The following is a 13,403-nucleotide window of genomic DNA, read 5'->3' on the forward strand; positions in this document are numbered from 1 at the left end:
GATGAATTACAACAAGTTTTTTATGCACTTGTTATCAACTAAACTAAAATTAATTTATAATGAACAAAATTACTAGGTTATTATTGCTGGTATCAATATGCTTTTTTCAAATAAATTATATAAATGCGCAAATATCCAGTACGAGCGATAACTTGGTTGTCCAACCAATATCAGATAGGTCTATAGTTTATGATGTAGATGCCACAGGGGTTTCAAAACCTATTACTTGGGGACTGGATTTAGCTTGGCTTTCAGAGAGGAATATTCGTAGGGGCTTAGCGTTTATGGGAAGTGAAAATGTAGATGTGATACGGTCTTCATTTATACCTACAGACCCTTTGTTGAATGATGAAGAATTACAGGGGGATGCCCTTGCCAATACTAATTTAAGAATCAATATCATTAAAAATAACATTGGAGTAGGTGCCAATATAGTACTGAATAGCGACCACCCAAGTGTACATTCCTATTTTTATGGTAATCCCACCAATTGGGCCAAATTGATTGAGGTTACAGCTAAAATGCATGAAGCCGAAGGTTTTAATATTGTAACCGTTTCCCCTTTTAATGAACCAGACTTGAGTGCCACAGGTCAAGGTACTATTCAAGATTTTTATGCTATCTGTGGGGAACTGAAAAATAATACATATTTTGATAATATTCGTGTTTCTGGTGGCAATACGCTTAATACAGATGTGGCTCTGAACTGGTATGATTATTTAAAAGTGAGATTGGATGAAGGTAATACCCATCAATTGGCAGGCAGTTTTAATAATTATGCCAATTTTTATCAAACGGTACGTTCAGATGGCAACCATGCTACTAATGATGAACTTCATAATGTCATGGAAGCTATGGTAGGCGTAGAGTATGGTTTACAAACTGGTATTTGGTGGGGTACTGCCGAATTGGCTCGCGGGGAATTTGTAAAAGCCAGTGATGGTGTGCGATTGGGATATGCAGAACATCGCCCAAACTGGACGGCTGCGTCGGTATATAGGCATCCAGACGGCAAGGTGCAAGCTTTTGGGGGTGTTTCAGAACGTCAGGCCAAACCAACAAATTATGCTTTTATTTCAAAAGGTCGAGTGGTGTATTATGATGGTCATGGCCCGCAACGTGAATTTGTACTGGAACTACCTGCCGATCCCAATGGAGCATACCAAACCCCACTTCAAAGAAATGCAGAACGTGTCATAAATATTACATGGGGCGAAGACATTCAACCAGCTATACAAGGACAGTATGTACTGGTTAATAAAAATAGCAAATTGGTAATGGAAGTAAACGGAACGGGAAATGGAGCCAATGTCCGACAAAATACCTATATGGGATCGAACAATCAGATATTTGATGTAACGCCGGTTCCAACGGATATTGGAGGCGATTTTAGTTATTATCGCATAAAACCAGTTTCTGATGCTAATAGGTCATTAGATGTTATTAATTTTTCTTTAGATAATGGTGCGAACATTCATCTTTGGGATTCCGCAAATGGTGGTAACCAACAATGGTATTTAGATTATCAGGAAAATGGATGGTTTTTAATACGAAGCAAAGAAAGCACAATGTGTTTAGACGTTTTTGGTGCTGGCATAACCCCAGGGGGAAATATAGTACAATGGACAGCGACTGGTGATGAAAACCAGCAATGGCGGTTATTGCCAGTTGGAGCGCCCATAGAATTTGATGCTCCTAGTGTCCCAACAAATTTAGTGGCTACCGCACAAACGGTATCCGTAAAATTAGATTGGACGGCCAGTCCAGAGGCAGATGTGGCTGGTTACAGTGTCTTTAGGGCAGAATCTAGTGGAGGCGCGTACAATACAATTGCTCGAAATGTACCCCATACCTCCTTTGTTGATAATACGGTTCTTTCGGGGGTGGAATATTTCTATAAGGTAAAAGCGGTAGATGGCTCCTTGAATCGTTCGGAATATTCAAATGAAGTTTATGCAACAGCTTCTGGGGCTAACGATATGGTTGCCCACTACCAATTTGAGGGAAATACACAGGATATTTCAAACCACCTAAATCATAGTGCCTCCTACTTAAACGCAACCTATAATGAAGGTCAAGTAGGATCCCAAGCATTGTCCTTAAGTGGATCAAATTTTGTGCAACTTTCCCCAGATATAGCCAACCACCAAGAAATTACGGTAGCTGCTTGGGTTAAATGGAATGGAGGAAATGCCTGGCAACGTATTTTTGATTTTGGTAATAACACCGATGAATATATGTTCTTAACCCCAAGCTCAGGAGCAGGGACATTGCGATTTGCCATTAAGATAGGCAGTGGGGAGCAGTTTATAGAAACAGCAGCACTGCCAATAGGCGAATGGGCACATGTAGCAGTAACCTTGGGAGCAAGCGTAGCAACCCTATATGTTAATGGACAAAAAATGGCCGAGTCCAGTAATTTTTTTGGGAGTCCTTTAAACTTTAAACCAGTATTGAATTTTATTGGGAGAAGCCAGTGGCCAGACCCTTTATTGAAGGGAAGTATAGATGATTTTAGAGTTTATAATTATGTGTTAGCACCTAATGAAGTTATGGCATTAGCCAGCACTTTATCGGTTGAAGATTCGAAGTATGATAATATGTTAACGATTTACCCTGTGCCTTCAAAAGATGTATTGTACATTAAAATAAACAATCAAATAGGGCTAGATCAATCAACTTTAACCATTTTCGATTTAAACGGTCGGGTATTGATGGGGAAAATTTTAAAAAATAACGAAAATATTGTTTTTGATGTATCAAATTTAGCGTCTGGTATGTATATTTTGAGTTTGAATAGTGCATCGAAATCAGTTGTAAAGAAATTTGTAGTAGCACATTAACTGAATAATTATGGGATTAAATAAGAAACTATTTTTTTCGGTATTATTATTAACTATTTTAAATTTAAGAGCACAAACCTTTGAGCATATAGAAACTTATGCAGGATTAGGAGACGTAAGGGAAAATAACGGAGCGGCTGTGGCAGATTACGATGGCGATGGTGATCTTGATTTGTTTATTGTAGCAAAAGCCCAAGATATTGATGGTGTTGATAAAAGTTCAAGTAAGTTATTCAGTAACAATAATGATGGTACGTTTACGGATGTTACCGAAGTTTCGGGTCTAGTTAATTTATTTCCAGTAAGTGAAGAAAGTGCCTATACTGATGCCTTAAATGGGTTTAAAAATGGGGCGTTTTGGGGGGATTACGACAACGATGGCTTTCCTGATTTGTTTATGACGCATGTTTATAAAATCCAGCTTTTCCATAATGAGGGCAACGGTACGTTTAAAGAAGTTACTTTGGTTGCTGGTTTCAATAAATATAGCCAATGTGTAAATACAGATGCCACATGGTTTGATTATAATAACGATGGTTTTTTGGATATTTATATATCCGATTGGGGAGAATGTGAAGGAAATCGTTTGTATAAAAACAATGGTGACGGTACGTTTTCAAATGCTAGTAACATCATAAATAGCCAGGTTAACAAACATTCTTACCAAAGTATTCCTTTCGATTTTAATGGTGATGGTTGGATGGATTTGTACGTTGCCAATGACTATATTACAGAAACCAACGATTTGTATATCAATAATAATGGTACGGGGTTTACGGAACAAGCTAACATTTATGGCTTAGATCGCTCTAAAGATGATATGGGCATTGCCATAGGCGATTACAATGGCGATGGTGCATTCGATTTTTATATCTCAGCTATTGGGGATAATGCATTATTGCAGAACCGTGGCAACAATACGTTTGAGAACAGAGGTCGGGAATTGGGTGTTTACAATACAGGTTGGGCATGGGACGTTAACTTTTCAGATTTCGACTTAGACCGCGATGAAGATTTGTTTGTGTTAAACGGATTTGAGTATGGAGGTTCAGGGCCTTACAAAAACACTTATTATGAAAACTTGTTAAATAATAATAACTTAAGTTTAGTTGATGCTTCTGCAAGCGTAAAACTAGGTGAAGAAACGATTAGTGTTACCCAAGCTGTTTTCGATTACGACAATGATGGCGATTTAGATATTTTTGTAACAAACAACGATGGACCATCGTTTTTTTACGAAAACAAGATCACCGACTTTGTTCAACCACAAAATGATTTGTATTGGTTTAAGGTAAAGTTGGAAGGTACAACCTCCAACCGCGACGCTATAGGCACCATGTTGTCCGTTAAAACAGCTAGTGGTTCTTTGGTGCGTTATTACTCAGGGAAAGGCTTTTTGTCGCAGTATTTAGTGCCCGTACACTTTGGTTTGGGAGTCGATACAGAAATATTGGAGTTGACCATTTCTTGGCCATCGGGCATTGTCGAAAAATATTCAAATATCCAAGCCAATACAGTTATTTTGGCCAAAGAAGGCAGAGGTTACGAAATGTTGAATGTGGAGCCGAGTATAAAACCCTATGGCTGTACTGATGAAAATGCTTGCAACTACAATCCGCATGCTGTAGTCAGTACAGGTGTTTGTAATTACTTGAAATCAAGAAAAATTTCGGGGACTATTAAAACCCATAAAAACAGTTTAGAATCGTATAATTATCCATTTGAAGTAGGTTATCAATTCAATTGGCAGATTACGGGGGGTGAAATTTTAGAAAATCAAAATAATGGAACCATTATTGTAAAATGGGGAACAGGTAGTAACGGGAAAATTTCCCTAATAGTTTCAAATGGAATATGTGTTACAGAACCAGTGGAATTATTGGTAACATTATTGGACGAAGAAGTAGATTTCAATGAACAATCAGTGGCCAGACTTTGGAATGAAACCCTGTTATCGTTAATACGAAAAGATTATGCACGTCCGACGGTTCATGCCAGAAATTTGTTTCATACCAGTATTGCCATGTATGATGCTTGGGCGGTTTATGATGAAAAAGCAAGCCCATATTTATTAGGACAAACGGTTCATAATTTTATAAGTGAATTTGAAGGTTTTGAAACGACCGAAAGTTTAGATTTAGCTAGAAAACAAACAATAAGTTATGCGGTTTACAGACTCTTGTCTGAACGTTTTAAGCAAGCGCCAAACCCATCGTTGTCACAAAGTATTTTGGATGAAGTGATGTCTGGTTTGGGATATGATGTTTCTATCACTGATGAAGATTATACTACAGGAAACCCTATTGCCTTAGGGAACTATCTGGCATCCCAAATAATAGCATACGGACTACAAGATGGTTCCAATGAAATTAATCTATATGCCAATAAGTATTACCAGCCGGTAAATGAACCATTGAGTTTGTCATACCCAAAACTTATCGAAAGTATAAACCCCGATAGATGGCAGCCGCTAAGTTTTAACAACTTTATCGACCAAAGTGGCAATGTGATAGGTGGTGTAACGCCAAAATTTTTAAGCCCAGAATGGGGTAATGTATATCCTTTTTCACTAGAAGATACCTATAAAACCACTTATAGCAGATTAGGAAATGAGTATCATGTTTATTACGATCCAGGTGCTCCACCATCTATTTCTAGTGATGACTATAAGTGGACATTTTCTTTGGTTTCAAAATGGAGTTCGCATTTAGATCCTAGTGACGGGGTGCTGTGGGATATATCACCTAAATCCATAGGGAATATTTCAATCAGCCAATTGCCTCAACAATATTCTGATTATAAGAATTTTTATGATGAAACAGACGGAGGTGATATAGGAAAAGGATATGCTATAAATCCGTACACCAAAAGTCCTTACCAACCGCAAATAGTTCCAAGGGGCGATTATACAAGGGTTTTAGCTGAATTTTGGGCAGATGGTCCAGATTCAGAAACACCACCAGGGCATTGGTTTACTATATTGAATTACGTGAATGACCATGACCTATTCCAAAGGAAGCTTAATGGAAAAGGTGATGTTTTAGAAGATTTGGAATGGGATGTAAAGGCCTATTTTATTTTAGGAGGGGCCATGCATGATGCTGCTATAGCCGCATGGGGCATAAAAGGTTGGTATGATTATATACGACCTATTTCAGCTATACGTTATATGTGTGCAAAGGGACAGTGTTCAGATTCGGCAAAAGCACATTATGATGCTTCAGGAATTCCATTAAAAGAAGGCTATATAGAACTTATAGAAGAAGGAGACCCATTGGTAGGCGATAACAATGAAAATCTAGGAAAGATCAAATTGTATTCATGGAAAGGACATGATTATATTAGTAACCCCGAAGTAGATGAAGCAGGTGTTGGCTGGATATTGGCCGAGAATTGGTGGCCATACCAACGTCCTACTTTTGTAACGCCTCCATTTGCTGGATATATTTCAGGGCATTCAACATATTCTAGAGCAGCTGCCGAAGTGATGACTTTACTAACAGGTGATGCCTATTTTCCTGGTGGAATGAGTGAGTTCGTAGCTAAAAAGAATGAATTTTTAGTGTTTGAGGAAGGACCTTCAGTGGATGTTAAATTGCAATGGGCAACCTATCGCGATGCCTCAGATCAATGTAGTTTGTCTAGGATATGGGGAGGGATTCATCCGCCCGCTGATGATATTGCAGGTAGAATAATAGGGGAAAAAATAGGAAAAAATGCATTTAATTTTGGTGTTAAATATTTCCTGGGTTTAGAAAAACCAATAATGATACCTGAAAGCGATATGAAAGTATATCCAAATCCTATATTTACTTCATCAAAAGAGCTATTTGTTTCATACACTAGTGCCACTGATATTATTCATCTTTTCGATATGAACGGAAGACTTTTGCAAGTCCCCCTCAAATCATTTGACGAAGTAACGAAAGTGTCTAGATTAAGTTTGTCAAAATCATTAGCGACAGGAATCTATATTCTTAAAATTAATAATCAATCAAGAAAAATAATAGTGGGAAGCATATCAAATTGAACTCATCTTGACTTTTTCAATTGGCTGCAAAATGATCTTTTTACCCCATATTTTACCTTTTTTTTACTCCGTAGCGCTGCTATGAAGTGCTAAAAAGCTAAAATCTGGAACAGGACGGAGCGTATAAAAATAACCCGGTGGGTTATTTTGGCGAACGAGTCAGCCTGCGCAAAGGGTATTTTTCGCTTCAATCAAAAAGTCAAGATGAGTTCATTAATTAATGTAAAGTTGTTAATACTTTTCTAGTTGATTTTGTAAAATGAAGCTCTACCTAATTCTGGTACATCCAAATGCATTGGTTTTTATCAAACTTTAAAATCTTTTTTGTAGATACACATCCGTTATCATAAATATCCCTGATAATATAAATCCCGCTTTCTAAGTTTCAAATCATTTAGATGTTCAGCATCTAGAATATTTAATGCTCACTCACATAATCTAACATCAAATTAAGGTAAGCAATTATAATACTGAACCTCACGGGTATAAGTAAATAAGCATAGAAAAATGAAAAACGATTTGTCTATGTTTTTGATTAAAGTGTCCATTTCAATATTAATAAGGGACTGTAATTTTATCATGAGTTATTAAAACTTAATAAATAGAATGTTTGATGTAAATATTAGTTGTTGAATTTGGTTTTATTTAAAAGGGAGATGATTTGTTCTCCCTTTTTTTACAATCTTTTCAACAATATAATGGCATTAATTTTTTATAAAAAGTTTTAATGAAGATTAAGAGACTGTCTAAATGTTGTTTTTGGAATATTCTATAGTGTATTTTTTCGTCAGGTAAAGGTATTTTGAAGTTCATAGCCGTAGCTACGAAACGAGAAAATAGCTGAAGTATGACGGAGACACGTAAAAGAACCAAAGGGTAAAACTTAGACCGTCTTTCAGTTTAAATTTATTTTCAAAATGAGAAAACACGCTTTAAATAATAAAGTCTATAATACGCTTAAAATTCCTGTTCAATTTATTTTATTGCTGTTTTTTTTGCTCTTCAATATATCATGTAAAAATACTGAAGACACAAAAAGTTCATTAGCCGTCATAGAAAAACTTATAGGTAGTCGTGTCAATGAATTTGAACTGAGTATTGTTGAAAACTCAAAGTCCGATCATACAGATTGGTTCGAAGTCAAAACTACAGCAAACAAAGTAACCATTCAAGGAACGTCTAATACAACCATTTGTTATGCAGCCTATAATTTCCTTAAAGATATTGGAGCGGTTTTGGTCAGTTGGGAAGGTAACAGAATTGACTTGCCCAAAACATGGCCAGTTTATTCTAAAAAAGGATCGACACCTTTCAAATATAGAGAATATTTAAATGCCTGTGTATTTGGTTATACAACGCCTTGGTGGGATTGGGAACGTTGGTCGCAAGAAATAGATTGGATGGCATTACATGGTATTAATTTACCAACGGCACTTGAGGGGCAGGAAATTGTTTGGCAACAACTATGGAAAGAATATGGCTTAACTGAAGGTCAATTACAAGAACACTTTACAGGACCCGCTTTTTTACCATGGCAAAGAATGGGCAATATAAATAGTCATGAAGGACCATTGCCACAAGAATGGATTGATAAAAAGTCAGAGATTCAGAAAAAAATATTGCAAAAAATGAGGGCTTTGGGTATGCATCCTGTAGTACCAGCTTTTAGTGGTTACGTACCAAAAGCATTTGCAGAAATGCATCCTAACTCAAAGATAAGTGCATTAAACTCTTGGTCTGGTGGTGGTTTTGAAAGCACCTATTTATTAGATCCCAAAGATCCGTTGTTTAAAGAAATAGGAAAACGCTTTATTGAATTATACTCTAATTTATATGGGAAATCCGATTTCTATTTAGCCGATTCCTTTAATGAAATTAAGCCTCCTGTATCTGTAAACCATAAATATGAAGAACTATCAGATTATGGGAACATTATTTATGAAACCATAGATGAGGCAGTTCCAGGGGCAACTTGGGTCATGCAAGGTTGGCTTTTTGGTAGTGATAAAGAATTCTGGACTAAAGAAGCTACCATGGCGTTTTTAAGTAAAGTGCCTAACGATAGACTCATCATTCAAGACTATGCCAACGATAGATATAAAGTGTGGGAAAACCAAGAAGCCTTTTATGGTAAGCAATGGACCTATGGATATGTGCATAATTATGGAGGCTCAAATCCTGTTTATGGCGATTTAAACTTCTACAATCAAGAACTTAAAAGTTTATTGAGTCATACCAACAAAGGAAACCTTGTTGGTTATGGAGTGATGCCAGAAGGATTAAACAATAATTCTGTGGTTTACGAATACATTTATGACCTTCCATGGTCGCAAGGAAAAGAACCAGTAAGCCATTGGTTAAAAACCTATCTCAACGCTAGATATGGAAAAACTTCAGAATCGATTTTAAAAGCATGGGAATTATTAATAGCATCGGTTTACAGCACCAAGTATTGGGAAACCCGTTGGTGGGACAGTAGAGCAGGAGCGTATTTGTTTTTTAAACGGCCCACATTAAAAATAACTGAGTTTGAAGGAAACCCTGGAGACAAAGAAAAGCTAAAACAAGCTTTGGATATTTTGGTTAAGGAATCAAAAAACTATGATAAAAGCAGTCTTTTTTATTATGATTTAATAGAAGCATCCAGACAGTATGGCTCTTTAATCATTGATGATTTATTAATAGAATGTGTTAAAGCCTATAATGAAAAGGATATAGAAAAAGCAGATTTATTATATAAAGAAATAGAGAAGCGTGCTTTAGTTATAGATGACATGCTGTCGGGGCAACCTTTGAATAATTTAAACGATTGGTTAACATTAGCTAGGGATTATGGAAATTCCGCTGAAGTTTCTAAAATTTATTTAAAAAATGCAAAAATGTTAATCACGATGTGGGGAGGTGAAGGCCATTTAAATGATTATGCATCTAGAGCATGGCAAGGCATGTACAAGGAATTTTATTGGCCAAGGTGGAGCATGTTTTTGCAAGCACTTAGGGAATCTACTGTAAATAACAAACCCTTTGATGAATTGGAAGAAAGGAAATCAATAAAAGAATGGGAAACAAATTGGTGCAAAAATGATGACATGCATTAGTTAAATACTGAAAACTTTCAATCATATTAAGAAAACCAAAAGGGTTTTAAAAGAAATAATATATTTATGAAACAGACCACTACTTCATCCAATAATACGTTAGTTCCTATCATCATTATTGCCAGTCTATTTTTTATTTTCGGTTTTGTCACTTGGATAAATGGTGCATTGATACCATTTATGAAAACTATTAATGAACTAACCGATACACAATCTTATTTTGTAGCTACAGCATCCTATATTTCATTTGTTGTTATGGCGTTGCCAGCTTCTTATATTCTCAACAAAATTGGATATAGAAAAGGGATGTCTTTAGGCTTAATTATAATGGCTATTGGAGCTGTGGTATTTATACCTGCAGCAGAAGCAAGAACCTATTGGGTGTTTTTATCAGGTATTTTTATTCAAGGCATAGGCATGACTTTGTTACAAACAGCCGCCAACCCCTATATCACTATTTTGGGTCCTATTGAAAGTGGAGCAAAACGTATTGCTATTATGGGTATTGCAAACAAAACGGCAGGAGCTTTGGGCTCATTAATTTTTGGAGCTTTATTACTCTCCGGAATAGATGACGTAAAAGAGAAATTAGGAAGTGTATCTATTCAAGAAAAAAATGTCCTTTTAGACACTATGGCCGATAGCGTTTTTATGCCCTATTTAATTATGGCAATTGTTTTATTCGTTTTAGGACTGTTAATTAGAAAGGCACCATTGCCACATGTAGAAGCAATGGAAGCTAAAGAAATAAAAGAAGGAGAAACAACAAAAACCAGTATTTTTCAATTTCCTAATTTATGGTTAGGAGTACTAACATTATTCGTTTATGTGGGTGCAGAAGTGATAGCTGGAGATACTATTATTGCTTATGGTATATCATTAGGGTTTTCTGCTGCTGATGCTAAATTCTTCACCACCTTTACACTTTTAGCTATGGTAGCTACCTATGGATTGGGAGCTGTTTTAATTCCTAAATATTTAAAACAGGGTATGGCTCTTAAAATCAGTGCCGTGTTAGGAATCGTTTTTAGTATATGTATATTATTTACATCAGGGTTTACGTCGGTGCTATTTGTCGCATTTTTAGGTATTTCAAATGCTTTGGTTTGGCCAGCTGTTTGGCCTTTAACCTTGGATGGTTTGGGCAAATTTACTAAAACAGCATCTGCTTTATTAATTATGGCAATTTCAGGCGGTGCCATAATCCCTCCATTATATGGAAGGTTGGTAGATGCTAATACAAAACAACTTATTGTTAATGGAATGAATGAATCTGAAGCCATAGCATCAGCTGCAACAAGTAGTTATTGGATTTTAATTCCGTGTTATTCCATCATATTGTTTTTTGCTATGTGGGGACATAAATATAAAAGTTGGTCTAGAGCGTAATTTATTAGAATAAAAAAAATATATAATCAATAAATAAAACAAAAGCAATGTTAAATAGTAGTATAGATAAAGCAACAAGTTTTGAAAAACGATTTGAAAATGTAGATACTATAGTTTACGAAAATTCAACAGAAGCTTCTAAATCTGTAGCCAGAGAAATAGCAGATCTAATAAGGGTTAAACAAAACCAGAAACAGCCCTGTATATTAGGGTTGGCAACAGGATCTTCTCCTAAAGGATTGTATGCTGAATTAGTAAGATTGCATAAAGAAGAAGGTTTAAGTTTTAAGAATGTGGTGTCATTCAATTTAGATGAATACTATCCTATGGAACCAGATTCTATAAATAGTTATGTCCGTTTTATGAAAGAACAGCTGTTTAATCATATCGATATATTACCGGAAAATTATCATGTACCAGACGGTTTACTTTTAAAGGAAGACATAGCGGAATATTGTAATGCTTATGAAGCAAAAATTGAAGCTTTGGGAGGTTTAGATTTACAAATTTTAGGTATTGGTGGTAATGGTCATATTGGGTTTAACGAATCAGGATCGCTTCAAAATTCTAAAACTAGATTGGTAGCTTTAGACCACATTACAAGAGTAGCGGCTAGTAATGATTTTTCTGGTTTAAATAATACACCAAGAACTGCAATTACTTTAGGTGTTAAAAAAATAATGGAAGCCAAACGTGTTATATTATTAGCATGGGGCGAAGGAAAATCCAATATAATAAACGCCTCGGTAGAAGGAACGGTTACCAATCTGGTACCAGCTTCTTTTTTGCAAGAACATAACAATGCCACATTTGTACTAGATAAATCTGCTGCATCAAAATTAACGCGTATCAATACACCTTGGCTAGTTGAAAAGGTTGATTGGTCAGATAGCCTCATAAAAAAGGCTGTTTTAGGTTTAGCGTTACATTTAAAGAAACCTATCTTAATGCTTACCGATGCTGATTATATTGAAAATGGAATGAGCGATTTATTAGCAGATTCAGGTCCTGCTTATGATATTAACATTCAAATATTCAATAAATTACAAAATACCATTACAGGTTGGCCAGGTGGTAAACCGAATGCCGATGATAGCAAACGACCAGAGCGTGCCGAACCAACCAAAAAGCGTGTGCTTATTTTTAGTCCGCATCCAGATGATGACATTATTAGCATGGGTGGCACTTTTAAGCGTCTACAAGAACAGGGGCATGAAGTACATGTAGGCTATCAAACTTCGGGCAACATAGCCGTAGCAGATGATGAAGCATTAAGATTTGCGAGTTTTGTATGTGACTATAACGATAGATTTGGAATAGAAAATAAAAAGGCGGAAGATATCTATAAAAAAGCGATTACATTTCTTAAAAATAAAAAGGCAAGTGAAATAGATATTGAAGAAGTAAGATATATAAAAGGTTTAATAAGAAAGGGAGAAGCCCAATCGACCTGCTATTTTGTTGGCTTGCCAGACAGTCAAATTCATTTTATGGAACTTCCTTTTTATGAAACAGGGAGTATTGAGAAGAAACCCTTAGGAGAAAAAGACATACAATTAACCATGGATTTGATAGAAAAAATTAAACCTCACCAAATTTATGCAGCAGGCGATTTAGCAGATCCACACGGCACTCACAAAGTATGTCTTGATGCTATTTTTGAGGCTGTAAAACGATTGAAGCCTAGGAAGTTTATGAATGATTGTTGGGTTTGGCTATACAGAGGCGCATGGCAAGAATGGAGCATTGATGAAATAGAAATGGCAGTGCCCATGGGACCAGACCAAGTGCTTGAAAAACGCAAGGGAATATTTAAGCATCAATCACAAAAGGACGGTGTGGTATTTCAAGGGGCAGATAGTAGAGAGTTTTGGCAACGTGCAGAAGACAGAAATAAAGAAACAGCAGATATATACCATCAATTAGGATTATCGCATTATGCTGCCATGGAAGCTTTTGTAAAATGGGTGTATTAGGTCAATAAACACAAGAGGTAGTAAAAATGTCCATGTTTTGGAATGAAATGTCCATTAGGTGAAATAA

Annotated in this window: 5 protein-coding genes; all 5 read left to right on the plus strand. The window is 36.1% G+C overall.

The genetic code is table 11. The features are described from left to right. Positions 1 to 59: 59 nt before the first annotated feature. Positions 60 to 2,843, plus strand: a complete 2,784-nt coding sequence (locus ACGLWY_RS14005; RefSeq protein WP_396620294.1) for a LamG-like jellyroll fold domain-containing protein — start codon at positions 60 to 62, stop codon at positions 2,841 to 2,843. A gap of 10 nt (positions 2,844 to 2,853) precedes the next feature. Then, positions 2,854 to 6,873 carry an FG-GAP-like repeat-containing protein gene (locus ACGLWY_RS14010; protein WP_396620295.1) on the plus strand — a complete coding sequence of 1,340 codons (4,020 nt, stop codon included), beginning with the start codon at positions 2,854 to 2,856 and terminating at the stop codon, positions 6,871 to 6,873. Between the two features lie 917 nt (positions 6,874 to 7,790). Beyond that, the gene (locus ACGLWY_RS14015; protein WP_396620296.1) at positions 7,791 to 9,971 is read left to right on the plus strand and encodes an alpha-N-acetylglucosaminidase; all 2,181 of its coding nucleotides are present in this window, start codon (positions 7,791 to 7,793) and stop codon (positions 9,969 to 9,971) included. Positions 9,972 to 10,037: 66 nt separating this feature from the next. Beyond that, positions 10,038 to 11,360, plus strand: coding sequence for a sugar MFS transporter (locus ACGLWY_RS14020; protein ID WP_396620297.1), 1,323 nt, complete (start codon positions 10,038 to 10,040; stop codon positions 11,358 to 11,360). Positions 11,361 to 11,407: 47 nt separating this feature from the next. Beyond that, on the plus strand, positions 11,408 to 13,336 hold the full coding sequence (nagB, locus tag ACGLWY_RS14025) for a glucosamine-6-phosphate deaminase (RefSeq protein ID WP_396620298.1): 1,929 nt from the start codon (positions 11,408 to 11,410) through the stop codon (positions 13,334 to 13,336). Positions 13,337 to 13,403 lie beyond the last annotated feature (67 nt).

The organism is Mariniflexile sp. HMF6888, assembly GCF_044335535.1.
Taxonomy (GTDB): domain Bacteria; phylum Bacteroidota; class Bacteroidia; order Flavobacteriales; family Flavobacteriaceae; genus Mariniflexile.